This is a genomic window from Streptomyces sp. B8-7 (genome assembly GCF_058833805.1).
Genome location: NZ_JBYRRL010000005.1, coordinates 171,291 through 197,335 on the forward strand (window position 1 = coordinate 171,291; position 26,045 = coordinate 197,335).

Annotated in this window: 22 protein-coding genes and 1 tRNA gene; 8 read left to right on the forward strand and 15 right to left on the reverse strand. The window is 75.4% G+C overall.

Features of this window, described 5'->3' with window-relative positions:
* Positions 1-197: 197 nt before the first annotated feature.
* The 5 genes from ehuA to AC5K6T_RS25050 form a co-directional block, all read right to left on the reverse strand.
* Positions 198-1,115, reverse strand: a complete 918-nt coding sequence (gene ehuA, locus AC5K6T_RS25030; protein ID WP_493212433.1) for an ectoine/hydroxyectoine ABC transporter ATP-binding protein EhuA — start codon at positions 1,113-1,115, stop codon at positions 198-200.
* Positions 1,105-1,749, reverse strand: coding sequence for an ectoine/hydroxyectoine ABC transporter permease subunit EhuD (gene ehuD, locus AC5K6T_RS25035; RefSeq protein WP_493212435.1), 645 nt, complete (start codon positions 1,747-1,749; stop codon positions 1,105-1,107). Before ehuD ends, ehuA begins: the two co-directional genes overlap by 11 nt.
* Complete coding sequence (gene ehuC / locus AC5K6T_RS25040) at positions 1,746-2,489, reverse strand: ectoine/hydroxyectoine ABC transporter permease subunit EhuC (RefSeq protein ID WP_493212437.1); 744 nt, start codon at positions 2,487-2,489, stop codon at positions 1,746-1,748. The genes ehuD and ehuC overlap by 4 nt, the downstream gene beginning before the upstream one ends.
* A gap of 15 nt (positions 2,490-2,504) precedes the next feature.
* The gene (gene ehuB, locus AC5K6T_RS25045; RefSeq protein ID WP_493212439.1) at positions 2,505-3,404 is read right to left on the reverse strand and encodes an ectoine/hydroxyectoine ABC transporter substrate-binding protein EhuB; all 900 of its coding nucleotides are present in this window, start codon (positions 3,402-3,404) and stop codon (positions 2,505-2,507) included.
* A gap of 204 nt (positions 3,405-3,608) precedes the next feature.
* Entirely contained in the window at positions 3,609-4,340 is a 732-nt protein-coding gene (locus AC5K6T_RS25050) for a maleate cis-trans isomerase family protein (RefSeq protein ID WP_493212441.1), read from the reverse strand.
* 570 nt (positions 4,341-4,910) lie between these two features.
* On the opposite strand from AC5K6T_RS25050, the gene AC5K6T_RS25055 reads away from it, so the two are divergent.
* A complete protein-coding gene (locus AC5K6T_RS25055; RefSeq protein WP_493212443.1) occupies positions 4,911-5,999 on the forward strand; it encodes an LLM class flavin-dependent oxidoreductase in 1,089 nt (362 codons plus the stop codon).
* A 237-nt stretch (positions 6,000-6,236) separates the two neighbouring features.
* Here AC5K6T_RS25055 and AC5K6T_RS25060 read toward each other — a convergent pair whose 3' ends face one another.
* The gene (locus tag AC5K6T_RS25060; protein WP_493212445.1) at positions 6,237-8,063 is read right to left on the reverse strand and encodes a putative bifunctional diguanylate cyclase/phosphodiesterase; all 1,827 of its coding nucleotides are present in this window, start codon (positions 8,061-8,063) and stop codon (positions 6,237-6,239) included.
* Between the two features lie 897 nt (positions 8,064-8,960).
* On the opposite strand from AC5K6T_RS25060, the gene AC5K6T_RS25065 reads away from it, so the two are divergent.
* Positions 8,961-10,223 (forward strand): M6 family metalloprotease domain-containing protein, encoded by a 1,263-nt coding sequence (locus tag AC5K6T_RS25065; RefSeq protein WP_493212447.1) that lies wholly within the window; start codon positions 8,961-8,963, stop codon positions 10,221-10,223.
* 164 nt (positions 10,224-10,387) lie between these two features.
* On the opposite strand, the gene AC5K6T_RS25070 is transcribed toward AC5K6T_RS25065, so the two are convergent.
* From AC5K6T_RS25070 to AC5K6T_RS25100, 7 genes are all read right to left on the reverse strand, one after another.
* Positions 10,388-10,461: transfer RNA gene (locus AC5K6T_RS25070), tRNA-Lys, on the reverse strand.
* On the reverse strand, positions 10,452-11,078 hold the full coding sequence (locus tag AC5K6T_RS25075; RefSeq protein ID WP_493212449.1) for a bifunctional DNA primase/polymerase: 627 nt from the start codon (positions 11,076-11,078) through the stop codon (positions 10,452-10,454). The genes AC5K6T_RS25070 and AC5K6T_RS25075 overlap by 10 nt, the downstream gene beginning before the upstream one ends.
* 295 nt (positions 11,079-11,373) lie before the next feature.
* Positions 11,374-11,757: a DUF8844 domain-containing protein gene (locus tag AC5K6T_RS25080; RefSeq protein WP_493212450.1), complete on the reverse strand. Its 384-nt coding sequence runs from the start codon at positions 11,755-11,757 to the stop codon at positions 11,374-11,376.
* Positions 11,758-11,941: 184 nt separating this feature from the next.
* Entirely contained in the window at positions 11,942-13,282 is a 1,341-nt protein-coding gene (locus tag AC5K6T_RS25085; RefSeq protein WP_493212452.1) for an AAA domain-containing protein, read from the reverse strand.
* Positions 13,279-14,955, reverse strand: a complete 1,677-nt coding sequence (locus AC5K6T_RS25090; protein ID WP_493212454.1) for a hypothetical protein — start codon at positions 14,953-14,955, stop codon at positions 13,279-13,281. The genes AC5K6T_RS25085 and AC5K6T_RS25090 overlap by 4 nt, the downstream gene beginning before the upstream one ends.
* A 70-nt stretch (positions 14,956-15,025) precedes the next feature.
* Positions 15,026-16,210, reverse strand: a complete 1,185-nt coding sequence (locus AC5K6T_RS25095; protein ID WP_493212455.1) for a hypothetical protein — start codon at positions 16,208-16,210, stop codon at positions 15,026-15,028.
* Positions 16,107-17,048, reverse strand: a complete 942-nt coding sequence (locus AC5K6T_RS25100) for a phosphatase PAP2 family protein (protein WP_493212456.1) — start codon at positions 17,046-17,048, stop codon at positions 16,107-16,109. Before AC5K6T_RS25100 ends, AC5K6T_RS25095 begins: the two co-directional genes overlap by 104 nt.
* Before the next feature lie 204 nt (positions 17,049-17,252).
* On the opposite strand from AC5K6T_RS25100, the gene AC5K6T_RS25105 reads away from it, so the two are divergent.
* Complete coding sequence (locus AC5K6T_RS25105; RefSeq protein ID WP_493212457.1) at positions 17,253-17,849, forward strand: histidine phosphatase family protein; 597 nt, start codon at positions 17,253-17,255, stop codon at positions 17,847-17,849.
* Between the two features lie 9 nt (positions 17,850-17,858).
* Here the strand turns inward: AC5K6T_RS25105 and AC5K6T_RS25110 are convergent, their stop codons facing one another.
* The gene (locus AC5K6T_RS25110; protein ID WP_493212459.1) at positions 17,859-19,307 is read right to left on the reverse strand and encodes an NsdA family TPR-like regulatory protein; all 1,449 of its coding nucleotides are present in this window, start codon (positions 19,305-19,307) and stop codon (positions 17,859-17,861) included.
* 326 nt (positions 19,308-19,633) lie between these two features.
* Between AC5K6T_RS25110 and AC5K6T_RS25115 the strand changes: the two genes are divergently transcribed.
* Positions 19,634-20,026 (forward strand): hypothetical protein, encoded by a 393-nt coding sequence (locus AC5K6T_RS25115; protein ID WP_493212461.1) that lies wholly within the window; start codon positions 19,634-19,636, stop codon positions 20,024-20,026.
* Between the two features lie 328 nt (positions 20,027-20,354).
* Positions 20,355-21,224, forward strand: coding sequence for a spermidine synthase (locus AC5K6T_RS25120; protein WP_493212463.1), 870 nt, complete (start codon positions 20,355-20,357; stop codon positions 21,222-21,224).
* Positions 21,225-21,489: 265 nt separating this feature from the next.
* Here AC5K6T_RS25120 and AC5K6T_RS25125 read toward each other — a convergent pair whose 3' ends face one another.
* Entirely contained in the window at positions 21,490-22,032 is a 543-nt protein-coding gene (locus tag AC5K6T_RS25125; RefSeq protein WP_493212465.1) for a hypothetical protein, read from the reverse strand.
* 108 nt (positions 22,033-22,140) lie between these two features.
* On the opposite strand from AC5K6T_RS25125, the gene AC5K6T_RS25130 reads away from it, so the two are divergent.
* The 3 genes from AC5K6T_RS25130 to AC5K6T_RS25140 all read left to right on the forward strand — a co-directional run bounded on the left by AC5K6T_RS25130 (position 22,141) and on the right by AC5K6T_RS25140 (position 25,934).
* Positions 22,141-22,839: a response regulator transcription factor gene (locus AC5K6T_RS25130; protein ID WP_493212466.1), complete on the forward strand. Its 699-nt coding sequence runs from the start codon at positions 22,141-22,143 to the stop codon at positions 22,837-22,839.
* Positions 22,836-24,245, forward strand: a complete 1,410-nt coding sequence (locus tag AC5K6T_RS25135; RefSeq protein WP_493212468.1) for a sensor histidine kinase — start codon at positions 22,836-22,838, stop codon at positions 24,243-24,245. Before AC5K6T_RS25130 ends, AC5K6T_RS25135 begins: the two co-directional genes overlap by 4 nt.
* A gap of 189 nt (positions 24,246-24,434) precedes the next feature.
* Positions 24,435-25,934, forward strand: a complete 1,500-nt coding sequence (locus tag AC5K6T_RS25140) for a glycoside hydrolase family 18 protein (protein ID WP_493212470.1) — start codon at positions 24,435-24,437, stop codon at positions 25,932-25,934.
* Positions 25,935-26,045 lie beyond the last annotated feature (111 nt).

Consider the following 26,045-nt stretch of genomic DNA (forward strand, 5'->3'; position numbering starts at 1 on the left):
TTCCTGGCCGTGATCCGGGGTGCCGGACCGACTCAACGATAACCGGCAAAAGGCCTGTAGTGAGCGGCTGTTGACGAGATTCCGGTCCCCGTCCGCGGGGACGGGCCGAAGGCATGTGCCGGCGGCATGCCCGCCGCCGACGGCGGGCGGGGCGGGGCGCCGCCCAGGGGCGCCGCCCAGGGGCGGCGCCCCGGCGCTCACAGCACCGCGCCGAGGAACTCGCGCGTCCGGTCGTGCTCCGGCTCGCCGAAGAGCTGCTCCGGCGGCCCGGACTCGATGACCTTGCCCTTGTCGAACATCATCACCCGGTCGGAGATGTCGCGGGCGAAGCTCATCTCGTGGGTCACGCACAGCAGGGTGATGTCGGTGCTGTGGGCGATCTCCCGGAGCAGGTCGAGCACCCCCGCCACCAACTCCGGGTCCAGGGCCGAGGTCACCTCGTCCAGCAGCAGGATCTCCGGCCGCATGGCGAGGGCGCGGGCGATCGCCACCCGCTGCTGCTGCCCGCCGGACAGCTGCGTGGGGTGCGCCGTGATCTTCTCCCGCAGGCCCACCATCTCCAGCAGTTCCCCGGCGCGCTCCTCGGCCTCGGCGCGGTCCATGCCGAGCACGTTGACCGGGGCCTCGGTGATGTTCTGCAGCACGTTCATGTTGGGGAACAGGTTGAACTGCTGGAAGACCATCCCGATCCGCTTGCGCAGGTCGCGCTGGTACTTCTCGTTCGCCGGCCGCAGCGAGCCGTTCGGGCCGGGCATATGGGTGAGCGGCCTGCCGTCCACCGTGATCGCGCCGTCGCTGACCGGTTCCAGGGTCATCAGCAGGCGCAGGATGGTCGTCTTGCCGGAGCCGCTCGGCCCGATCAGGGTCACGTGCTGCCCGCGGTCGACCGTGAAGTCGAGGTGGTCCAGCACGACGTGGTCGCCGTAGCGCTTGACCACCTGGTCGAACACGACCAGATGGCCCGCACCGCGCTCCGCGGCGGCCTCGCCGGCGGTCTCGGGGCCCGCCTGGCCGCCCCCGGGTCCCGCCGGGCGGCCGGGGCCCCCGGAGGTCTCGGAGGCCCCGGCGCCCTCGGGGTCCTCGGCTTGCGTCTTCGTCAGGGGGTCAGTGGCCAAGGCGCCTCTCCAGCTTTCTCATCAGAAGCGAGGTCGGATAGCTGGCCGCGAGGAAGATGAGACCGGCGAGCGTGAACGCCTCCGCGTAGACGAAGTGGTTCGCGCCGTACTCGCGGGCCTCGGCGACCATCTCGGTGACCGTGATCACGGCCAGGAACGGGGTCTCCTTGAACATGGCGATGCCGTAGTTGCCGAGCGCCGGCAGAACCTTGCGCACCGCCTGCGGCAGGATCACCGCCTGCCAGGTGCGGCGCGGGGACAGCGACAGCGCCCGGCAGGCCTCCCACTGCCCCTTCGGCACCGCGTCGATGCCCGCCCGGTACACCTCCGACAGATACGCCGCGTAGTGGATGCCGAGCACCGCGATGCCCAGGGTCAGCGGGGACACCGTGTTGAAGACCGCGTACGCGCCGACCAGTTGCACCAGCAGCGGGGTGGAGCGCACGAACTCCGTCAGGGCCCGCACCGGGGCGGTCACCAGCCGGGTCGGCGCCCGTCCCGCGAGGGCCACCAGCAGCCCCAGCACGGCGGCCACCAGGGTGCCCAGGACGGTCGCCAGCAGCGTCGTCCGGAACCCCGCGAGCAGCAGCGGGAGCGCGTCCTGGACGGCTCCCCAGTCCCATTCGTAGTTCACCGGGCACCTCCGGCCACGCCGGCCTTCTCCACCGGTGCGGCACCGCCCGGACGCCGCGGACGGCGGGCCTCGGGGCGCTGCCCGAGCCGGGTCTTGGCGTGCCGCTCCAGGGCGTTCATCAGCAGGGTCAGCGCATAGGCGAGGACGAAGTACATCACCAGCAGCGTCAGATAGGCCCAGGTCGTCTCGCCGGTGCGGTCACGCATCTGCTGGACGACCGTCGTCAGGTCGGTCGCCGTGATCAGCCACAGCAGCGGCGTCGCCTTCAGCAGCTGGATCAGCAGGTTCGTGAACGGCGGGATCATCTGCACCCACGCCTGCGGCAGGATCACCCGCCGCATCCGCTGCCACGGCGACATGTTCAGCGCGATCGCCGCCTCCCGCTGCCCCCGCGGCACCGAGTTCAGGGCGCCGCGCACCACTTCGGATCCGTACGCCCCGTAGTTCATGCCGAACGCCAGCACCCCGCAGAACAGCGGGGTCAGCTCGTAGCCGAGCAGCAGCGGGAAGGCGTAGTACAGCCAGAACAGCTGGACGTAGAGCGAGGTGCCGCGGAAGAACTCCACGACCACCCGTGACACCCCCCGCACGAGCACGGGCCCGCTGTTCGCCATGAAGCCGAAGGCGAAGGCCAGGGCGAGCGCGACGAGCGCGCCCAGCACCGTGGCCTCGACCGTCACCCACAGCCCCGACCACACGTCCGGCAGGTGGTCGAGGAAATAGGAATAGAAATCACCCATGGACAGGATTCCCCGTCAGGCCGTGCACAGGTCGGCGGTCCTCAGGTCCGCCGGCGGGATCGTCTCCTTGCCGAAGCCGTACTCCCCGATGAGCTGCACATAGCGCTCCGGATCGGAGGTGATCTTCTTCAGTTCGGTGTTGAAGGCGTCCCGCAGCTCCTCCTGGCCCTTGCGGAAGACCGCGCCGCCGGGGCTGTACTGCTTCACGCCGTCGAGCTCGGGGATGAACGCGTCGGTGACGTCGAGCCCGCTGTTGTTCTTCGCAAGCCAGTTCAGCGAGATGCTGGTCAGCAGGAACGCGTCGATCCGGCCGCCCTTGACCGCGTCCGCGCCGTCCTGCGGCTTCTGCAGCGTCTTGATGTCGCCGTCCGCGAGGCCCGCGCCGGCGGCGTAGCTCTTCTCGACGGCCCCCGACATCACGCCGATGGTGGCCCCGGCCTCCTTCGCCGACGCCAGGTCCGTCAGCTTCTTCGGGTTGCCCTGCTTCACCAGCATCGCGGTGGGCGAGACGAACTCCGGCTCCGAGAACAGCGCCTTCTCGCAGCGGTCCGGGATGATGGCCATGCCCGCGCTGATCACGTCGTACTTGCCGGCCTGCAGACCCGGGATCAGGCCGTCCCACTCCGAGAACGTCGGACGCAGCTCGTCGATCCCGAGGGCCTTGAAGATCTCCCGGTGCAGCGTGGGCGCCTCCCCCTTGAGGTCGCCGCCCTCCTCGTAGCCGTAGGGGGCCTCGTTCGCGTAGGCCACCTCCACGTAGCCCTGCTTGCGCAGCTGCTCCAGCTTCGAGCCCTCACCGTCCCCGTCGTCCGTCTTGCTGCACGCGGTCAGCAGCCCCGGGACGGCGATCAGGCCGCCGACGGCCGCGCTTCTGGTGAGGAAACCCCGACGGGACAGGTGGGGAGACTGGGACATGGACACTCGACCTCCAAGAGCCTTGCCGGATCTGCCCGTTCGCAGACCAGTGATGGCGCCTGCCCGATCCCGGGAAGCTATGCGGGCTCCGGCAGGGACGTGATGCAACGGTGACCTGAACGAGACCTCTCCGTGCCCGCCTCGGCGGGCGGTGCGACCCCTCGCACCGGGTTCCTCTCCCGCCCGGGCGAGTGGTGGCACGGGTCATGCCTGGACCAGCGGCTCCCGGGTGAACAGGGCACCCAGGGACGGCGCGTTCACTCGGCGGTCGGTCAGCCGCAGTGCCTCCCAGACCGTGACCTGATTGGCCGTGAGGACGGGTTTGCCCAGCTCCTTCTCCAGAGCGGGCAGGTGTGCGGCCGTGTGCAGCGCCGTGTCCGGCAGGCAGACCGCCTCCGCGTCGTCGCGGTCCGCCTCCCCGGCCAGGGCGAGCAGCTCGGCCCCGCCCCTGGCGCCCGCCTCGGCCGCCGTCCGCAGCCCCGCGCCGTGCACGCCCCGCACGTCCAGGCCCGCGGCCCGCAGGAAGTCCGCGAAGAGGGCGGCCACCTCGGCCGGATAGGTGGCCGCGACCGCGACCCGCGACACCCCGAGCTCCCGCGCCGCGTGCACGAACGCGAACGACGTCGAGGACGCCGGCATGCCGGCCGCCAGGGCCAGCGAGCGCACCTGCTCGTGGGCGCCCTCCCAGCCCCGCACGAAGCTGCCCGCGGTGGACGCCCACACCACCGCCTCGGCACCCGTCAGCCGCAGCGCCTCCACGTCCGCCGCGAGCCGCTCCCGGGAGGCCGCCCGCCGCAGTGCGTCCACCTCGCGGTCGGCCGCGCCGGCCCCGGTGTGCACGAGGTCGATCCGGATGTCGCTGGCGAGCAGCTGCTCGATGCGCGGATAGTCGTCCTCGGCGGGATGGCCCGGGTAGAGGATTCCGATGGCCGTCATGGTGCCCCTTCCTGTCCTGCCTCTGCCTCAGCCTCTGTCTCTGCTTCTGCATCTGCATCTGCTTCTGCATCTTCTTCTGCTTCTGCTTCTGGCCCTGGTCCCGGTTCTCGATCTGCTTCTGCCGCTGGTTCCTGGTTCCCGGTTCCCGGTTCCCGGTTCCCGGTTCCTGGTTCCTGGTTCCTGGTTCCCGGTTCCTGGTCCTCGTCCTGATCCTCGTCCTCGTCCTGATCCTCGTCCTGGTTCCGCGGTCCGCCGGCCGCCGGGCGGCGGACGCCGGTTGTGCGGGCGGCGCGGGCCCGATCGCCGGTCCGTCCGCCGGGCGGACGGACCGGCCGATGCGGCCGCCCGGGCGAGACGCGCCCACCGGCCCCAACGCTCGGGTACCCGTCCGGCACCGCCCGGCCCCCGCCCCTCACCTGGACGGCCGAGCGGCCCGGGGCGGGCCGGCCCTCCCGGCCCGACGGACGGTGCGGGTCCGGCCCGGCCCTCCCGGACGCCCGGGAACAACCGGAGACCGTCTCCTGTTGACGCCCTCCGACGAACGAACCGGCCCACCCGCAGGAGGCACCCGTGGCGGCAGACGAGATCAGGGGCACCGCACAAGGCACCGCTCCCGTACCCCTGTCCGTGCTGGACCTCGCCACCGTCGGCTCCGGCAGCACCGCCGCCGACGCGCTGCGCACCAGCGTCCGGCTGGCCGCGCTGGCGGAGTCCCGCGGCTTTCACCGCTACTGGGTCGCGGAGCACCACTCCATGCCCGGCGTCGCCTCCTCCTCGCCGGCCGTGATCCTCGCCCATCTCGCCGCCCGCACCGAGCGCATCCGCCTCGGCTCCGGCGGAGTGATGCTGCCCAACCACGCGCCGCTGGTCGTCGCGGAGCAGTTCGGCACCCTGGAGGCCATGGCGCCCGGCCGGATCGACCTCGGGCTCGGCCGCGCCCCCGGCACCGACGGCGCCACCGCGGCCGCGCTGCGCCGCACCGACACCCCGGCCGAGGGCGCCGACGACTTCCCGCAGCAACTCGCCGAGCTGATCAGGTTCCTGGACGACGACTTCCCCGACGGTCACCCCTACCGCCGTGTGCACGCGGTGCCCGGCCCCGTCCAGGCGACCGCACCCGGCGGCGTGCAGTCCCCGCACCGGCCGCCGGTCTGGCTGCTGGGCTCCTCCGGGTTCAGCGCCCGGCTGGCCGGCCTGCTGGGGCTGCCCTTCGCGTTCGCCCACCACTTCTCGGCCCGCAACACCGTCCCGGCCCTGGACCTGTACCGGGAGTCGTTCAAGCCGTCCGCCGTGCTGGACGCGCCGTACGCGCTGATCGGTGTCTCCGCGCTCGCCGCCGACGACGACCGCGAGGCCCGCCGTCAGGTGGCGGCCGCCGCGCTCGGCATGGCCAGGCTGCGCACCGGCCGGCCGGGCCTGGTGCCGACCCCGGAGGAGGCCGAGACGTACGCGTTCAGCCCGATGGAGCGGGAGTTCCTCGACTCCTGGACGGCGAACGTGGTCCACGGCACCCCCGACGAGGTGCGGTCCGGCCTCGACGACCTCCACAAGCGCACCGGCGCCGACGAGTTGATGCTCACCGCCAACGCCCACAGCGGCGCGGCCCGCCTGCGCTCCTACGAGCTGATCGCCGACGCGTACGCCCTCCCGGGCAGCTGAGACCGAGCCGTGGGGCGACGGTCCCGTCCGGCCCGCCGCGTCCGGCACGGCACCTCGCCGCGTGGCCGCCTCACCGGCGCACGGGACGTACGCGGGTGAGGCACCGCCGGGTGCGGCACCGCACCGGACGCGGCGGGCCCTCCGCGGGGCCCTCCCGGTCGCGGCACCGGCGGCGGGCACCGGCCGGGGAGCGCGGCGGGCCGGCGCCCGGTGTGCCGCGGGCCGCCGGGTCAGGGGTCAGCCCACGGCCGACGACGCGGCGGCCCGCAGACCGCCGATGAGGTCCGGCGCCACCGGACGCGAGTACAGCCACCCCTGCCCCGTGTCGCAGCCGATCCGCCGCAGCCGCTCCGCCTGCGCGGGCGTCTCCACGCACTCCGCGGTGACGGTCAGCCCCAGCCGGTGCGCCAGCTCGATCATCGCCTCGACGACGACCTGGTCGGCCGGGTTCGGCGGCGCGCCCTCGCCCTCGTACTGGAACCCCCGCACGAACGAGCCGTCGAGCTTGAGCACGTCGACCGGGAGCCGGGACAGATAGGCGAGGTTGGAGTAGCCGGTGCCGAAGTCGTCGATGGCGATCCGCACGCCCATCGCGCTGAGGGCCTGGAGCACCTGCACGGGGCGGCCCGCCGAGCCCATCACCGCCGACTCGGTCAGCTCGATCTGGAGGAGCCCCGGCGCCAGGCCCGTCTCGCTGAGGACCCGGTCGATGTCGGCGACCAGGTCGGAGTCCCACACCTGGCGGACGGCCACGTTGACGCTGACGAACAGCGGCTCCTCGCCGGGGTGTTCGAGCTGCCAGCGGCGGGCCTGGCGGCAGGCGTGGGTCAGCACCCAGCGGCCCAGCGGCACGATCGCGCCGTCCTCCTCGGCCAGACCGATGAACCGATTCGGCGTCAGCGTGCCGAACTGCGGGTGGTCCCATCGCACCAGCGCCTCCACCCCGCGCAGCCGCCCGTCGGCCATCTGGACCAGGGGCTGGTACTCCAGCCGGAACTCGCCGCGCTCGATGCCCGGCCGCAGGGTGGAGGCGAGGGCCTGCCGGGTCATGCGGTGGGCGTTGCGCTCGGGGTCGAACAGGGTCCAGCGGTTCTTGCCGTCGGTCTTCGCCCAGTACAGCGTGGTGTCGGCGGCCTGCATCAGCCCGGTCGCGGTGGTGTCGGCGGCGAGCCGCTCCACGACGCCGACGGACGCCGTGACCGACAGCCGCCGGCCGGACAGGTCGAAGGGTTCGCGCAGCGCGTCCAGCACCGACTCGGCGAGGTCGGCCACCTGGTCGGTGCCGGTGGAGTCCTCGACCAGCAGGGCGAACTCGTCGCCGCCGAGCCGGGCGACCAGCGGCGTGCCGGCCCGCGCCCGCCCGGCCTCGTCGGCGCAGAGGGTGAGCCGTTCGGCCACGGCGGCGAGGAGGCGGTCGCCCACGCGGTGGCCGAGGGTGTCGTTGATCGCTTTGAAGCCGTCCAGGTCCAGATAGCACAGGCCGACCCGGCCGGTGCTGCCGCGCTCCTCCGGGACGGCCTCCAGGGTCGCGGTCAGCCGCTCGAAGAACAGGGTGCGGTTGGGCAGCCGGGTGACCGGGTCGTGCATCTGCAAGTGACGTAGCCGGGACTGGAGTTCGCGGTGCGAGCTGACGTCGGTGACGGACATCAGGACGCCCTCGCAGCCCTCGTCGAGCGGGGCGACGGCGATCTGCACCCACAGCGCGTGCCCCTCGGGGTGCTTGACCCGCCGGGTGCAGCGCAGCCGGGCACGACGGCCGCGCAGGACCTCGCGGTAGGCGTGCCAGGTGCGGCCGTCCGAGGCGAGGCCGACCAGTTCGGCGGCCGCGCGTCCGGCGGGTGGTCGCTCGGGCGTGCCGAACAGGTCGGTGAAGCCCTCGTTGGCGGTCACGACCAGGCCGTCGCGGTCGACGACGGCCATCGCCACCGGCGCCGAGGCGAACGCGGACCGGAAGAGGTCCGGGGCCTGGGCGCCGGTACGACGAGACGTGGAGATGTCACTCTCTGTGACGGCCGGCCCGATGAGGTCTGCCGCGGGCGTCGGCCCTTCGGACGTTCCGCTCACCGCTCGCTCCCGCAGTGCACTCGGATCTGCTGGGTCTCTGCTCGATCTCTGTCCGGGCAGGAAGTGTCAGGAAAGTGTGCCGATCATAGAGGCTGCCTTCCGGCCCTTCCAGCCGTTGTCCAGTGTCCCCCGTGTGCCGCCCCGCGACCCGTCTTTCAGCGGGATCGTTTCTGCCCCCATGGGACGGGTTTCGTCGCGCGCCGACCGAATGTGACGGACCGTGAGCGTCCCGGGGGTGTCGCCGGGCCCTCACCGGCCCGTGACCGGCGTCCCGTCGGCCTGCGCCGGGGGCGGGTGTCCGTGCCTCGGCCGGGTGTGCGGGCGGGGGTGCGCGCCCCCGCCCGCCCCGGCTCGCTGCACGCCGCTCACTGCACGCCGCTCACTGCACGCCGCTCGCCGCTCGCCGCTTGCCGGGCCCCGCGTCCGCCGCGACCCGCGGAACCCCCTGCACCGCACCCGCACGCGGTCCGTCGTCCTGCGCCCGCACGTCTGTCGACCTGGCCCCGCGTGCGGTCTGTCGTCCTGCGCCCGCACGTCTGTTGGCCTGCCCCGTGCGCGGGTCGTCGTCCTGCGTCCGCGCGCGGTCTGTGTCCGCATGCTCCCGTGTGCCCGTGTGCCCGTGTGCCCGTGTGCCCGTGTGCCCGTGTGCCCGTGTGCCTCCATACCTCTGTGCTCGGGCGCCCTCTGTGCTTCTGCGTCCCCGTGCACCCGTACCTGCCCGCCGCCGCGCCCCGCTCCACCGGGCCCGCGTCGCGTGCGGCGGCGCTTCTCCCGCGCCGGCCGTGTCCGTGCACCGTGTCCTCCTCTCACTCGTCCGGTGCAGACAAACAAGACATATCGACGGAAAGTCGCACAGGCTGGGTGGCGGTGTCCCGTGAACCGCATCCGGAGGTCCTCGTGCCGCGTCAGCTCCCGCGTCCCCGACTGCGCAGCGCGGCGGCGGTTCTGACCACGATGTCGGCGCTCGCCGCCACCTCCTTCGTCGGGGCCCCCTCGGTCGCCGAGCCGTTCTCCTCCTCGCCGTGCGCGCTGCGGCGCACCGACGCCCACCACTCCGAGGGGGTCGCCACCTGGAACGCCGCCTACCCGCGGCCCGCCCGCACGCTGGACGCCCTGCTGGTCTTCCTGTCCTTCCCGGACGCCGAGCCGCGCACCACGCCGGACCAGCTGACCGCCGATCACTTCCCGGCCACCAGCACGTTCTTCGCGCGGTCCTCCTACGGCAGGTTCGCCCTGCGCCCCCACCCGCTGCGGCGGTGGATCACCATGCCCCGCTCCTCCACGGCGTACGCCATACGGCGCGACTGGAACGCCGCCCACCGTGCCGCCTACCTGCGCGACGCCCTCGCCGCCGCCGACCCGAAGGTCGACTTCTCGGCGTACGACATCGTGTACTTCGTCGCCGACCCGGACGCTCCGGGCGTGGACTCCGACGCCACCAAGGTCGTCAACCTGGATGCGCCGCTGCGCGCCGACGGTACGGAGATCCACCGGTTCGTCACCGTGTTCGAGAACCATCCGCCGGACCGGCTCGTACTGGCCCATGAGACCGGGCATGTGTTCGACCTGCCGGACCTGTACCGCCGGCCGGTGGACGGCGTGGGCGACTGGGACACCCATGTGGGGGACTGGGACCTGATGGGCAGCCAGTTCGGGCTCTCCCCGGACTTCTTCGGCTGGCACAAGTGGAAACTGGGCTGGCTGGACTCCCGTCAGGTGGCCTGTGTACGGGGCGCCGGGCCGACCCGGCTCACTCTGGAGCCGCTCGGCGCGGGGCCGGGCGTGCCGGTGACCGGGGCCGCGGGGGCGCCCTCCTTCGGGCTGGGCCGCGGCACCAAGCTCGCGGTGGTGCGCACCGGCCCCCACAGTGTGCTCGCCTTCGAGGCGCGCGGCCCGGTCGGCAACGACGTGACGGCCTGCCGCGCCGGAATCCTCGTCTACCGGGTGGACAGCGCGGCCGCGTCCGGCAGCGGTCCGGTCGAGGTGGTCGACGCCCACCCGGACACCGAGGCCTGCTGGGAGACCTCCGTGTACCCGCCTCTGGCGGACGCGCCCGTCGGCCCCGGTGAGAGCTTCACGGTCCCCGGCGAGGGGGTGCGGGTGGCGGTGGAGGGGCGGACCCCGGCGGGTGCGTGGACGGTGCGGATCGGCCCGGCCTGACGCCGGGGGGCCGCGGTCGCACGCACGGCGGCCGCTGGCGGCGGACGGCGGCGGCCGACGGCAGCGGACGACGGCGGACGACGGTGCCGGTCGACAGTGGCACGACGAACGGGCACCCCCGGATAACCGGGGGTGCCCGTTCAGGTCAGCGACCTTGTGCGCTGTGCGCCGCCAGGGACTCGAACCCCGGACCCGCTGATTAAGAGTCAGCTGCTCTAACCAACTGAGCTAGCGGCGCCTGCTGACGTCGTAGACCTTAGCACCCTGGTCGGCGGGAGGAAAAATCGATATCCGCACGCCCGCGCGGGCCGCCCGTACGGCCGCCCAGAGCAGTACCTCCGGGCCGGGCAGCCACGGATGGCGGGTGTCCGGGGCGACGAGCCAGCGGGACCCCAGCGGACCCCGGGAGCCGGGTGCGGTGACCGGCGCGGGCACGGTGACCGCGTCGGCGGCGCCGTGGCAGAGCAGGGGCGGGACGGCCGCGGCGCGGTCGGTGCCGGGGTCGGTGCCGAACTCCTCCCACCTCAGCAGCGACGGCAGCCGCTGTGCGGTGCCGGGCGCCGCGAACAGCAGCGTGCGGCCGCGGTGGACCGCCACCGGACCGGAGCCCGGCCCGTCCTCCCACAGCCGGTCCAGCATGCGCCGCCCGAACACCGCCGGGGCGCTCACCACGTCGAAGACGTGGCCGCAGGGGAGCACCGCCGGGGCGTCCGGGTGCTCCTCCCAGAGTGCGAGCGTGCTGCGCGGATACGTTCCTGCGGAGGCGAGCCAGGCGGCCCCGTCCGGGGTGAGGCCCGTGCTGCCCTGGCCCTCGCCGGACAGGCCGGGGGCCGGTTCGTTCCGAAAGCTGCTCATGCCGTCCAGGTGTACCGGGCGTGCGTGTTCCGTCCCGCCGGGTTGCCGGAATCCGGGACAGCGGAGGCGGCGCTGGAGTATCGTGCCCGCCCGCCTGGCATATGCCAGGCGGTGCGGGCCCGGATACGGTTCGGATCTTGCCGGGGTCTTGCCGGGGTCTTGCCGGGGTCTGGTCGAGGTCCGGTCGAGGTCCGGCCGGGAGCGGGTCGCGCTTCCGGTTCGGCCCGGGCCGGGGCCGGGCGCGACCGGCCCCGAGGGCCGGCCTCGGACCGGGCCGGGAGGGCTCGGGCGGGGCTCAGAGCGGTTCTATGAGGCCCTGGCCGCTCTGGCCGCCCTGGCCGCTGTCGCCGCGCAGCAGCCCGCGGCCGAACTCCACCATCCGCCTGGCATAGTCCTCGGTCCACTCGGCCTGCTCGGCGATGTCGGCGTCCGTGAGGCGGTCGAACCGCCGCGGGTCGGCCAGCTGCGCCGCCGCGATCGCCTGGAACTCCATCGCCCGGTCGGCAGCCGCGCGGAACGCCTGGGTCAGCTCCGTGGCCCGCGCCAGCAGCGCCCCCGGGTCGTCGATCGACTCCAGGTCGAAGAAGTGCTCCGGGTCCCCGGCCGCCTGGGCGGGCTCGAAGAGCAGGGGCGCGGGGCGTAGCCGCGGCTCGTGCGGGCGCGGCGTGGGCTCCGCCATGTCATGTCCTCCTTGTACGGGTGCGGTGGCGCCCCTGGGGGCGGACCACCCTCCATTCTCTCGCGGGGCGCAAGAGGGCCCCCGGGGCCGGCGCCGGCCGGTGCCCCGGAGGGCTTGCGCGCCCCGGCGCGCCGCATCCGGATGCCGACCGCCGTGCCTGCCCGACGGCCGTGCCCGCCCGGGCTCACGGGCGCCAGCCGATCCGGTGCTCGGCCAGCCGGGCCAGCACCGCGTGGTTCGCCTCCCAGCCGTCGGGGAACTTCACGACGGTCCCGAGCTGGACCGGTTCCGTGGACGGGTAGTCGTCCAGCAGGTCGCTCACCCCGGCGCGGCAGACCACGATGCAGGCGTGCCGGTGCCGGGAGGCGAGCACGCACAGCCGGCCCGTCTCCAGGTGGAACGCGGTGGCGTCGGGGCGGCCGGAGAGGGGGTGCAGGACGACGGTGACGTCGTACTCCCGGCCCTGCAGACGGTTGGCCGTGTCGACCGTGACGTCCCGCACGCCCAGCTCCGCCAGGGCCGCGCGGACCGCTGCGGCCTGGTCGCGGTGGGCGGTGCCGACCGCGATCCGGCCGGCGGTCAGCGGCGCCGCACCGGGGGAGCGCTCGGAGGTCGCCGCGCCGCCCCGGTCCAGCAGGCGCCGCACCACCGCCGCCACCGCCCGGACCGCCTCCGGGTCGGTGCGCGGGGTGTGCCGGGCGGGCAGCTCCAGCAGGCCCCAGCCGGACTCCGCGGCCTCGTCGATGACCCGGTCGGGGCCGGAGCCGTCCGACGGCACCGCGAAGGCGAGCCTCCGGTCGTCGGGGCCGGTGCCGCTGCGGAAGGGGGTGTACGGGTAGAACGCGTCGGACACCAGCGGTGCCGCCGAGGCGGGCAGCCGCCAGGACACCGGCAGCCGGTGCTGCGGCAGGCCCGGATTGTGCGCCAGCAGCGCCGACACCGCCGAGGCCGACGGGTCGTACGACAGCCCCGCCCACTGCTCGCTGCCCACGGTGGCGAACGGATCGAGCTGGCCCGGGTCGCCCACGAACAGCGCCCGCTCGAACAGTCCGGCCACCGCCAGCAGCCCGTCCGAGCGCATCTGGTACGCCTCGTCGACGATCGCGTGCCGCCACGGCTCGTCGACCGTGACGTGCGCCCACTTCGCCGCGGTGGAGATCACCACGGGCAGTCCGGTCAGGTCGTGCGCCTTCGCCGACTTCCGGACGTTCGGCAGGTCGTCGAGCGCCCGGTCGTACGGGTCGGCGTCGCTGCTGTGCAGCCGGCCCACCGGCAGCTCGGGGCTCTTCTCGGCGAGCCTCGTCACCAGGTCGTCGACCTGGGCGTTGGTCTGTGCGACCACCATCAGCGAGCGGCCCGCGCCGGTCAGTTCCAGGGCCGCCCGGACCACCAGCGTGGACTTGCCGGCACCGGGCGGGGAGTCCACCACGACACCCCGGTCGGTGCCGTGCAGCGTGTCGTGCAGGATCGCCCCGGTGGCGGCGGCCGCAGCGGCGCCGGGGTCGAACGGCGTCCGCGCGCTCACAGGACGTCCTCCCCGGTCACCGGGTCGGCGGGCTCGGGCACCGCGGCCTCCTCGCCCGGCGGTCCGCCGTGTGTCCACGGGGTGTCCTCCGGCTCGGGCAGCTTCGCGCCGCCCCGGCTGTCGTGCTCGAACAGGGTGAAGCAGAGCACGTCGCCCTTCTCCGGCACCGACCCGGCCGCCGGTTCCCGGCCCCGCCCCATCCTGTCCAGCACCCGCAGCACGATCAGCGCCCCGTCGGCCCCTTCGGCCCCGTCGCCGCCGGCCCCGCCGGCCCGGCCGCTCCCGTGGCTCCCCCCGGTTCCGACGCCGTCCGCGGGCTCGTGCGCGACGACCTCCGCCGTCTGCGGCCTGCCGTCCAGCGACCGGTGGACCCGCACCCGCTCGTCCAGGAACGGCCGGTCGTCGGTGCGGACCGTGACCAGCGGACGCGGCGCGGGGCGCCTGCCCTCGGAGTACGCCATGACGACGTCCGTGACCTCTCCGGTGAAGGCCTCCCCGGCCAGCCGCCGCCCCGCCATCACCAGCGGGTCGTCGAGCGCCTCCTGCGCGTCCAGGCGGGCCTGTTCCCGCTCCCGCGCGGCCAGCTTGGACGCCGCGGTCACCGCGTCGTCGCGGCGGGGCTGCGGCGGCTCGCCCGCCCGTACCCGGTCGCGGTGACCGGTGAACGACCAGCGGTCCCGTGTCCAGCGGTCCGGCACCCGCGCGGCCTCCGGCAGCTCCCGCAGCAGATCCAGGCCGCGCCAGACGGCGTCCCAGGTCGGCCGGGTGCGGCCGGCGACCAGCTCGCGGATCTCCCGCTCGGCGGCGGTGAGCGCGCCGAGCCGGTCGTCGGCCTCAAGCCCGTCCTCGGCGGCGGCGAGCGCCCGGCGCGCCCGGTCGTAGCGCTCGATCGCGGGGGCGAGCAGCCGGTTGTCGAAGGCCGGGTCGGTGGCCGGTCCGGCGGGCGGGCACTCCAGCTGCCCCTGGGCGTCCCGCGCCAGCTCGGCCCGCAGCGCGGCCTCGGCGCCGCTCCGCCCACCGGGCGGGGCGATCCAGGCGAGCAGGGCACCCAGGTGCTGGTCCTCCAGTGCGGACTGGCCGGTCGCCCAGTGACGTGCCAGGACGTCGGTCAGCGCCAGCAGCAGCGACGATCCGGGCACCCGGGCGCGCTCGGCGAAGTGCGTGAGCCACCGCCCCAGCAGCGGCACCCGCGGGGGCACCGGATACGGGGTCTGCGGGTCCTGCTCGGCGGTCCGGCGGAACCGCGTGGAGCGGCCCAGCAGCCGGACGTACTCGACACCGGCCCGGCCGGGCACGACCAGCTGCGGCGCGTCCGCGCACAGGTCCGCCTCGACCTTGACCCGCCGGCCCGTCTCCGGGTCGGCCGCGGTGCGCTCGACGCTCTCCACGTCGTCCGCGTACGCCTCCACGTACGGCAGCACGACGTCCGCGAGGTCGGCCAGGAACGCGGCCCGCAGGTCGCGGTCGCGCGGCTGCGGGACGACCAGCAGCCGGGGCGCCTCCCGCTCGGTGCCGACCAGCGCGCCCAGCGGGGCGCCCGCCTCACCGGCGGTGGTGAGCGGCACGAACACCAGCGGCCGCGCCGACAGGTGCCGGTGCCGGACGGTGGCCAGCGGCTGCGCGACCCCGCGGTCGACGGCCTCCAGCCGGGCGAGCGTGGCGATCAGCGACATACGGTGCCCTCCCCGGCGAGCCCGCCGCCCGGCGCGGCACCCCGCGCCGGGCGGCCGGACGTGATGGTGGTCAGCTGCACGCGGCGGTCTCCCGGTCCAGGGCCTGCGCGCGCAGCCGGGCCGCCCGCCGCAGGGCGGCGACCGCCGGGTCGCGGGCGTCGCCGCTCTCGCCGCGGGCCGCCGACAGGACGCCGCCGACGGTCGTCAGACCGCCCAGCTCGGCACGGACCGAGCGGCCCAGCGCGGTCACCGCGTCGGCGGCGCGGGCGCGGGCACGGCAGTGGAAGGCCAGCTCGCAGGCGGACAGGCACTCCGGGGCGTACACCGCCGGGATGGACTCGACGGCGGCCGTCAGCTCCTCCCGGGGCAGCCCGGGGGAGAGGCAGAGCCCCTCGGGCAGCGCGTCGGTGATCTCCTCCAGCCGGGTGAGGCGGGTCAGCTGGCGCCGGGTGACGGCCCGCTGCCTGCGCACGTCCACGGCCGAACCGGCGGGCTGGTTGGAGAAGTCCTTCGGGCACACCAGCAGCACGCGCGCGTGGACGCGCGGCGGCGGGTCCAGCCGGGCGGCGACCTCCTCCAGCGCCAGCACGTACACCGCGGCCTGCCGGGCGGCCGCGCCCACCTTCGCCGGGTCCGCCGACCCGTCCAGCAGCGGGAAGGACTTGATCTCCACGACCGACCACGAGCCGTCGGGCTGCACCACGACCGCGTCCGGCTCCAGGAAGGCGGGCGAGCCCGCCACGTCCAGCGCGAGCATCGGATGGTCGAGCAGCGTCCACCCGCCCGGCGCGTCGGCGGCCTCGCGCAGCGCCAGTGCCGTACGCGCGGTGCGGCCCTCGGGGCCCGCGGCCGTCAGGTCGGGCACCTGCGCGTCCCGCGGCGGATCGGCGCCGGGGGACAGGAGGCGGTGGGCCAGCCGCAGCAGCTCGCGTCCGCCGTCCGCCTTCACCTTCGCCTCGAAGGCGTTGCCCCGGGTGAGGGCGAACTGGGACTGGCCGAACGCGGAGGGCGAGCCCAGCGCGCTCGCCACCGCCGTCTTGTCCACGCCCGCGCCGTCGAGGACCGCGCGCCGCCGGCAGCCGGGGTTGGCGGCCAGCGCGGCCAGGGCGCGCGCGTCCAGTGCTCTGGCCGCCGTCCCCGGACCGCGCAGCTCAGTGAGCCGCTGCCGGAGCCCCGTCGTCCGCGTCCGCGGGGGAGGCGTCCGGCCGGGCTGCCGCGGGGAGGGCGGACTCGCGCTGCCGTGGAAATCGCTCACCCGCCGAAGTCTGGCATCCGCCACCGACAATCGGGGCCGTCGGGCCCGCCGAGGCCCGTGCGGAGAACCCCGGGCGCCCGGTGATCCGGTCCGCGGCCCGCAGCACGAAGGGGGTCAGCAGCAGGCCGGCGCCCATCACGGCGGCGCCCGCGGCCGCGTCGAGGAAGTAGTGGTTGGCCGTGCCCATCACCACGAGCGTGGTCACCAGCGGGTAGCCGACCCCGGCCGCCTTCGCCGCGCGCGACCCGCCGTACCGCCACAGCATGACCCCGCACCACAGCGCCCAGCCCACGTGCAGGCTGGGCATCGCCGCGAACTGGTTCGTCAGGCCGCCCAGACCGCGCGGCGCGCTCGCCTCGCCGCCCCACCAGCCGTACGCGCTGTACTGGGCCATCGTGTCGACGAAGCCGTGCGTCGCGTCCAGCAGCCGCGGCGGACAGGTCGGCAGCAGGGTGAAGCCGATCAGACCGAGGAAGGTCGACGTCATCAGCCAGGTGCGGGCCGCCCGGTAGTGCACCGCCCGCGACCGGAACAGCCAGATCAGCAGCGCGGGCGTCACCAGGTAGTGCAGCGAGGCGTACCAGAAGTCGGCCGGCACACCGAGCCAGGCCTCCCGGGTGAACAGCCGGTTCAGCGGGTGCTCGGCGTTGAGGCGCAGGAACTTCTCCACCCTCAGGATCGCCAGCCCGTGGTCCACGGCCGACGAGGCGTCGCCGCGGGCGAGCAGCCGGCCCGCCGAGTAGCAGCCGTACACCAGCAGGATCAGCGGGAGCTCGGACCACCAGCGCAGCCGGTACGGCGGGGCCGTCTGAGCGCGCGTCGTCTCGGACTGCGGCATCCGATCGTCCTCCCCCTGTCGTGTCACGCGGCGCCGGGCGGCCGGTCCCGCCACCTTACGGTCCGGCCGCGGGGGCGCCGCGCCCCGGCCCTGATAGACGCAGCGGGCGCCCGCCGGGTTGCCCGCACCTCCCGCGCCGACGGCCACCGCCCCCGATGCGCGATGATGGGGGTTCCCCCGCGCCCACCTCCGGAAAGGCCCCCCATGGCACCGCGCATCCTGCTGGCCCGGCACGGACAGACCGAGTGGTCGCTGTCCGGCAAGCACACCGGCCGCACGGACGTGCCGCTGCTGGCGGAGGGCCGGCGGGGCGCCAAACTGCTCGGGGAGCGGCTGCGCCGGGCGCCGTTCGACGGGCTGCCCGGGGCGGAGGTCCGCACCAGTCCGCTGTCCCGCGCGCGTCAGACGTGCGAGATCGCCGGGTTCGGGGACCGCGCGACCGAGTGGGACACGCTGCTGGAGTTCCACTACGGCGCCTACGAGGGCATGACCCCCGCACAGATACAGGCGGTCCGGCCGGGCTGGCTGATCTGGCGCGACGGCGTCCCCGACGGTGAGACCCTCGCCGAGGTCGGCGCCCGCGCGGACGAGGTCGTCTCCTGGGCGCGCGCCGCCGACCGGGACGTCCTGGTGTTCGCGCACGGGCACATTCTGCGCGCGATCGGCGCGCGCTGGCTGGGCCTGCCGGTCGGCTTCGCCGCCCGGATCCGCCTCAACCCGGCGTCGCTGTCGGTGCTGGGCTGGGCCTACGGGGAGCCGGCCGTCGAGAGCTGGAACGACCTGGGCCACCTGGTCGCCTGACGAACCCGCTCAGGCCGTACGCGGGGTGGAGGCGTGCTGCTCCAGGAAATGTGAGACCCCGCTCGCCCGCCGGTGCGGCAGCAGGACCCGCGCGGTGCCCGCCAGCATCGTCTGGACACGGCAGGACTGCACCTCGCCCAGCAGGCCCAGGACCTGCAGTCCGGCCGCGGCGGCCTCGTCCGGGCGGCCCCCGCGGGCCAGGTCGTCCGCGAGCTCGGCCGTGTACAGGGCGATGTTCCGGGTGAAGTGGGGGTCCTGCAGCTGCGCGGCGCGCGCCGCGTGCCGGGCCGCGCGCGGCCAGTCGCCCAGGGCGGACCAGCACTGCGCCTCCAGTCCCGCCAGCTCGGCCGCCCCGTAGAAGCTCATCCACTCGGGGTCGGCGTCGCGGGGGCCCCGCTCGAACAGGGCCTGGGCGCGGGCGAGGGCCTGCTCGCAGCCGGCCCGGTCGGCGAGCCCCGCCCAGCCGCCGGCCTCGCGCAGCGCGAGCAGCGACATCAGCCGGGCGGAGCCCAGCGGCCGGGCGATGCGCTGCGCGGCCTGGGCGGCGCGCACGGCCTCGCGCGGGCGCCCGGTGTCGCGGGCGAGGAACGCCGAGTTGCAGAAGGCGTGCGCCTCAAGGGCCGCGTCCCCGCTCATCCGGGCCGTGGCGAGCGCCTCCGCGTAGTGCGAGCGGGCGTCGTCGAAGCGGCCCGAGTCATGGGCCAGCCAGCCCACCGAGATGGCCAGTTCACCGGCGCCGGAGTGGAGCCGGTCGGCGGTCGTGCGCCGGGTCGTGCGCGCGTCCAGCAGCGCGTACGCGGCGCGCAGCGGGGCGGCGGCCCTCCGGTACAGGCCGTCGGCGCCGTGCCGGTCGTCGAGCAGCCGGATCCTGCGGACGGCCTCCTCCAGGGCGCCGGCCTCGCCCGCGCCGACGCGGCGGCCCGGACGGGGCGCGGCCGCCGCGTCCACCGCGAGCCCGAACGGGGCCAGCGAGGCGGCGGCCACCGTGGCGCCCCCGCCGGTCATGAATGCGCGACGCAGCACGTCGCTCTCCTCGTGGTCGTGGTACGTCTCGGAGCGGTCCTGCGGTTCATACGGATCGTGCGTCCCACGAGTCTCACCTGTGGCATATGCGCGGCCTGCCGGGCGGGCGGCGGGACCGTCCGGTGCGGGGGCGCCCCGCGCACCGCGGCCCCGGACCGACGAACGGGGTGAGAAGCCCAGGTCGGTGAGGGTGCGGCCGGGGAACATGTGCAGGAACACCCGCTCGTAGGCGTAGTTGGGGCAGCGGATCTCACCCGCCTCCACCCGCCCGATGTAGCGCGCGTCACAGCTGACCTGCTCGCCGATCTCGCGTGCCGCCCGGCGTACCTCCGCGGCGAACTCGGCCGGGGAGCGCCGGCCGCGCAGCCGGCGGAAGGCGAGGTTCGGCCGCGGCGGCCGCTGCGGCTGGGGCGAGGTCACAGGGGACGACGTCATGGCCGGGTCCTCTCGTGCGAACCGTCGAACCATGCCGGACCGTGGGCGACTTGACCGATGCGTCACTGTGCGGCCCTGACTTCGGGGTGCCGCGGGTCTCCGGGTCTCCGGGTTCCGGCGGGCAAGAACGTACCTGCTGTGACGGGTACGCCATGCGGTGTTCGGCTACAAACCGGATATCTCACCCGCGATCTGCCATGAACTGCCATCCTTTGCGGCGCACTTCCGCCGTAGCCGTTGACGCGGCCCCGCGTTGAACCGGACGGACCGGGAGCCACCCGACTTCCGAGCCGCAGGAACGACCCGCACGGACGAGGAGGTTCGTAGTGGAGGCCGGGACGCACGTCGGTACGACGCAGACGGGGGCCCCGTCCGCCTGGGACCTGGTGACGGTGCCCGCGCGGCAGGGTCTGGAGGCGGTCGACATCCTGCGCAGGGGGGCCGGTGACGCGGTCGGACCGGTACTGCACGACGACCGCTGCGACACGCTCGGCTTCCTCGTGCCGCCCGGCACCGCGGCGGCCTGGGACGTGCCCGGCAGCACCTGCACCGGGACCGACGGCCGAGGACTGTGCCTGGTGGCACCCGGGCCGCCCGTCGAGGGCTCCGACTGGCTGCTGCCCCCCGGCGCCGCCGACCGCGCCACCGACCCGGCGACCCTGCGCGCCGCCCTCGGCGAGGCGGCCCGTCTGATCGAGGCGGCCGACAGCCGCCGCTGACGCCGCCGTCGCGCCCCGGAGCAGAGCTGCGGTCCGGTCCCGGGCCGCGCCCGGCCGCACGGCTCGGCCGCGTCCGGGCGCGGCCCGTGCGTCCGGGGGCGGCCCGTGCGTCCGGGGGCGGCCCGTGCGTCCGGGGGCGGCCCGTGCGTCCGGGGGCGGCCCGTGCGTCCGGGCGCGGCCGGGTCCAGCCGGGTGCGGCCGGGCACGGGGCGCCGGCGAGCGCGGCCGGGAGGGGCTGCGCCGGGGTCAGCCGGGTCCAGCCGTGCCCGGCCGGGTGCGGCCGGGTGCGGCCGGGCACGGGCCCGCGCGGGCTGGGAGAATGGCCAGCATGGGAAGGTCCAGGAACGCCCGGCGGGTGCGGGCCGCCGTCGAAGCCGTCGTGGAGGCCGTCGACGGCGGACTCGCGGAACTCATACCCGACCGGGACCGGGCCCGCGCCTGGACGCTGCTGATCGACGGGGCACCCCAGTCGCACGTCGACCTCGACGACCCCGCCCACCTGTCCTTCGAGTACCAGCGGCGCCTGGGTCACGTCGTCGACCTCGCCGCCGCGCCGGGCCGCCCCATCCGGGCCGTGCACCTCGGCGGCGGCGCCCTCACCCTCGCCCGCTACGTCGCCGCGACCCGGCCCCGCTCCACCCAGCAGGTCGTCGAGTGCGACGCCCCCCTCGTCCAACTGGTCCGCCGGGAACTGCCGCTGGAGCCGAACGCCCGCATCCGGGTCCGCTCCGCCGACGCCCGCGAGGGCCTCGCCAAGGTGCCCGACGGCTGGGCGGACCTCATCGTCGCCGACGTCTTCAGCGGGGCGCGCACCCCGGCCCACCTGACCTCCACCGAGTTCCTCGACGAGGTGCGCCGGGCCCTCCGGCCGGGCGGCCGGTACGCCGCGAACCTCGCCGACGGGCCGCCGCTGACGCACCTGCGCGGCCAGATCGCCACCGCCGCCGCCCGGTTCGCGGAGCTGGCACTGATCGCCGACCCGGCGGTGCTGCGCGGGCGGCGCTTCGGCAACGCCGTCCTCGTCGCCGCCGACCTCCCGCTGCCCCTGGCGGAGCTGAGCCGCCGTACCGCCGGCGACCCGCACCCGGGGCGGGTCGAGCACGGCCCGGCCCTCGTCGGCTTCGCCGGCGGTGCCGCACCGGTGACGGACGCCGCGGCCACGGCGTCCCCCGCGCCGCCGCCGTCCGTCTTCCGCTGACGGCCGCCCGGGCCCCCGGCAGGTGACCGGCCGCCCTCCGCCGCCGGGTGCCCCGGCCGCACGGCGACGCGTGCCGCCCGCCACGCCCGCGCACCGGCGCCCGGCGACCGCACTGCTGCCGTGCGTCCTCACTGCTCGACGCGCCCCGACCCGACACGTCCCCCTCGTGCGGGCCGGGCCCCGGGACAGCCCGGCCGCCGCCCGGCCGCCGCCCGCCGCCGCAGTCCCCGGCCCGGTCGGCCCGGCCCGGCGCGGCCCCGGGCGCTCAGTAGTCGCCGATCTCCACCCGCGGCGGCCCGTCGTGCCAGGTGCAGAACACCGACACCCGGTCGGCGCCGGAGGAGAACTCCACCCGGATCCACGACTCCGTCTTCCACACCTGCATCGCCCAGTCCGCCGCCGGAGTCGCCGAGACCAGCGTCGCGTACGAGTCCCGCAGGTCGAACACGGCCCGCCCGCCGTCGGTGGCGTAGCCGCGCACCTCGCCGGACGCCGACGAGGGCGGGACGGCGGACGCGGCCGGTGACCCCGGCGCCGGCGACGCGGGTGTCGAGGCCGCACCGCTCGGGGCGGGCGCCCGGACCGAGGCGCTCGGACGCGGACTGCCCGACGGCTCCGGGCGTCCCGTGCCCGACGGCGTCGCCGACCGGCTCGGGTCCCGCGTCGTCGCGCCCGCCGTGACCGGCAGCGCCCGCGGCGGGTCGTACGCCGTGCCGTCCAGCACCGTGCGCACCCCCCACCACGACAGCGTGACCGCCGCGCCCGTGGCGAGCGACCACGCCAGTGCGTGTACGAGTCCCCTGCGCATCGCGCCATAGTGCCTCACCCGCCCCACGGGTGTCGCCCGGTCCTCCACACGGGCAGGGTTGTCCACAGGCCCCCGTGCGGCCCGGCCGCATGGCGTACGGTGCGGCGCATGGCAAGTGTGCTCGTGGTCGAGGACGACCAGTTCGTACGCTCGGCGCTGATCCGGCATCTCACCGACGCGGCCCACACGGTGCGCAGCGTCGGCACCGCGCTGGAGGCGCTGCGCGAGGTCGCCCACCACCGTTTCGACGTGGTCGTCCTGGACCTCGGTCTGCCCGACCTCGACGGGTCGGAGGCACTGAAGATGCTGCGCGGCATCACCGACGTCCCGGTGATCATCGCCACCGCGCGGGACGACGAGTCGGAGGTCGTCCGGCTGCTCAACGCGGGCGCCGACGACTACCTGACGAAGCCGTTCTCCGTCGACCACCTCTCGGCGCGGATCGCCGCCGTGCTGCGCCGCTCCCGCGCCGCCGGCGAGAGCGCGCCGGCCCCGGTGCTCCGCGTCGGCGGGCTGACCGTCGACCCGCTGCGCCGCCGGGCCGCGCTGGACGGCGAGCGGCTCGACCTCACCCGCCGCGAGTTCGACCTGCTCGCCTTCCTCGCCGGCCGGCCCGGCGTCGTCGTCCCCCGCCGCGAACTGCTCGCCGAGGTGTGGCAGCAGTCCTACGGCGACGACCAGACCATCGACGTCCACCTGTCCTGGCTGCGCCGCAAGCTGGGAGAGACCGCCGCCCGGCCCCGCTATCTGCACACGCTGCGGGGGGTCGGGGTCAAACTGGAGCCGCCGGGGGGTGAACCGCGGTGAGATGGGCCCTGGTCAAGGTCTCCCTCGCGGTCACCGTCATGGTGGTGGTCGCCTTCGCCGTCCCCCTCGGCCTGGTCATCCGCGAACTGGCCCGCGACCGGGCGTTCTCCAACGCCGAGCGGGACGCGGCGGAGATCGCGCCCGCGCTGTCCATCACCACCGACCGCGACCAGCTGGAGCGGTTCGTGGCGTCGGCCGGCTCCGACACGGCCAGCACCGCCCTGCACATACCCGGCGACGACGGCACCGCCGTCGAGATCGGCAGCCGGCGCGCCGCGGTGAAGGACATCGAGGCGACCCGGGAGGCGGGCCGCGCCTCCACCGCACGAGCCCCCGGCGGGTCGGTGCTGCTCCAGCCGGTCGCGCTCAGCTCGGGCCGGATAGCCGTGGTCGAGGTGTACGTCCCGGACGCCGCGGTCGGCAAGGGCGTCGGCACCGCGTGGGCCGTGCTCGCCGGAGTCGGACTCGCCCTGATCGTGGGCTCGGTGGCCGTCGCCGACCGGCTCGGGGCCCGCATGGTGCAGCCCGCCCGGCGGCTGGTGCGGGGCGCCCGCGAGCTGGGCGAGGGCCGGCTCGGCGCCCGCGTGCCCGAGGAGGGGCCGACCGAACTGCGGCTCGCCGCGGTCGCCTTCAACTCCATGGCCGACCAGGTGGTGCAACTCCTCGCCAACGAGCGCGAACTGGCCGCCGACCTCTCCCACCGGCTGCGCACCCCGCTGACCGTGCTCCGCCTGAACGCCGCCTCCCTCGGCGACGGGCCCGCCGCCGAGCAGACCCGGGCCGCCGTCGCCCAGCTGGAGCGGGAGGTCGACACCATCATCCGCACCGCCCGGGAGGCCAAGCCGCAGACCACCGCCGCCGGTCCCGGCGCCGGCTGCGACGCCGCCGAAGTGGTCAGGGAGCGGATGGAGTTCTGGTCCGCGCTGGCCGAGGACGAGGGGCGCAAGTGGCGGGTGGCCGGGGCGGACCGCCCGGTCCGCGCCCCCGTGGCCCGCGCCGACCTGGCCGCCGCCCTCGACGCGCTGCTCGGCAACGTCTTCCGGCACACCCCCGAGGGCACCGCCTTCGCGGTCGACGTGCACAACGGCGAGGACTCCGTGATCGTCCTGGTCTCCGACGCGGGCCCCGGCATAGCCGACCCGGACACGGCGATGGCCCGCGGCCGCGGCTCCGGCAGCGACGGCTCGACCGGGCTCGGCCTCGACATCGTACGGCGGCTCGCGGAGGCCACCGGCGGCGACGTGCGGATCGGCTCCTCGGTGCTGGGCGGCACCGAGGTGCGGATCTGGATCCAGCTCGACGACCGCGCCGGGGCCACCCCCCGGCGCGGCCACCGCGGGACCGTGCGGCGTCGCCGCGGCGGCCGCCCCACCTCCACGGTTAACCGCCCCCGATCCCTTCCTTAAGCCCGTCATAAGATCCACAACCCGGGCCCGGATCAGGCTCTTTGCCCGGTTCCGGCTCGCTAGCGTGCTGCCGCACCCCACCCCGGGTCCGGCCCGGGACCCGCGAGGGCACCCGACGGATCCGGCAGCCCCCGGCCGGGCTCCCCGGGCGTCCCGGGGCACTCCCCGAGAGCAGAAGGCAGGCACGCGATGAGCACGCACCGGCACAGGACCGGCGGCAGGACCAAGGCGATCGGCGCGCTCGTCGCCGCCGCCGTGGCGGGCGGCGGCGCCCTGCTGCTCACCGGCACCGCCCAGGCCGCGGGCGTCGGCGCGGCCTACACCCGGACCAGCGACTGGTCCACCGGCTACACCGCGCAGTACGTCGTCACCAACGACACCGGCGCCCGCAAGACCGACTGGAAGCTGGAGTTCGACCTGCCGCCCGGCACCCGGCTCAGCTCGCTGTGGAACGCGGAGTCCGGCGTCCTCGGCCAGCACGTCACCGTGACCCCGCCGGCCTGGGACACCGACGGCCTGGCAGCCGGGGAGTCCGTCACCGTCGGCTTCGTCGCCAACGGCACCGGCGACCCGGCCGGCTGCCGCATCGACGGCGCCACCTGCTCCACCGGCGGCGGAGCCACCCCGGAGCCCACCGGCCGCCCCACGCAGTCCCCCACCACACCCTCCACCCCGACGACGGCCACCCCGACGGCCACCCCGACCCCCACCGCCGCGCCCACTGCCACCCCCACTGCCACCCCCACCCCCACACCCACCCCGACGCCCTCGGGCGGCGCCGGGACCGGCGCACCGGCCGACGCGGGCTTCGCGCCCTACGTCGACACCAGCCTCTACCCGGCGTTCGACCTGCTCGCCCATGCCCGGGCCACCGGGGTGAAGCAGTACCACCTCGCCTTCGTCACCGACGGCGGCGGCTGCACCCCGAAATGGGGCGGCGTCACCGACCTCGCCAGTGACGCGGTCGCCGCGCAGATCGGCGCGCTGCGCGCCCGGGGCGGCGACGTCCGGGTCTCCTTCGGCGGCGCGGCGGGCCGCGAACTGGCCACCACCTGCACCTCCGCGAGCACCCTCGCCGCGGCCTACGGCAAGGCCGTCGACGCCTACGGCCTCACCAAGGTCGACTTCGACGTCGAGGGCGGCGCCCTGCCCGACACCGCCGCCAACACCCGGCGCGCCCAGGCCATCGCCACGCTCCAGAAGAACCGTCCCGGCCTGGACGTCTCCTTCACGCTGCCCGTGATGCCGGAGGGCCTCACCCAGGACGGCGTCAGCCTCCTCGCCGGCGCCCGCGCGGGCGGCGTGAAGATCAGCACCGTCAACATCATGGCCATGGACTACGGCCCCGCCTACAGCGGCGACATGGGCACCTACGCCGAGCAGGCCGCCACCGCCACCCAGGCCCAGATCAAGAGCGTCCTCGGCCTGAGCGACGGCGCGGCCTGGAAGACCGTCGGCGTCACGCCCATGATCGGCGTCAACGACGTGGCCTCCGAGATCTTCACCGTCGACGACGCCGCCCAGCTGGTGGAGTTCGCCCGCGCCAGGGGCCTCGGCCGGCTCTCGATGTGGTCCGCCGCCCGCGACCGGCAGTGCCCCGGCGGAGCCACGCACCACGCCGACCCCACCTGCAGCTCCGTCCTCCAGGAACCAGGCGCCTTCACCAAGGCGTTCGCGGCCTACCACTGACGCCGCCCCCGCGGCAGCGGACCGCGAGGCCCTCCAGAACCCTCCGGAACCCTCCAGAACCCTCCAGAACCCTCCAGGAAACGGGGAGCGCGCCCCGGCCGGACTTCCCCC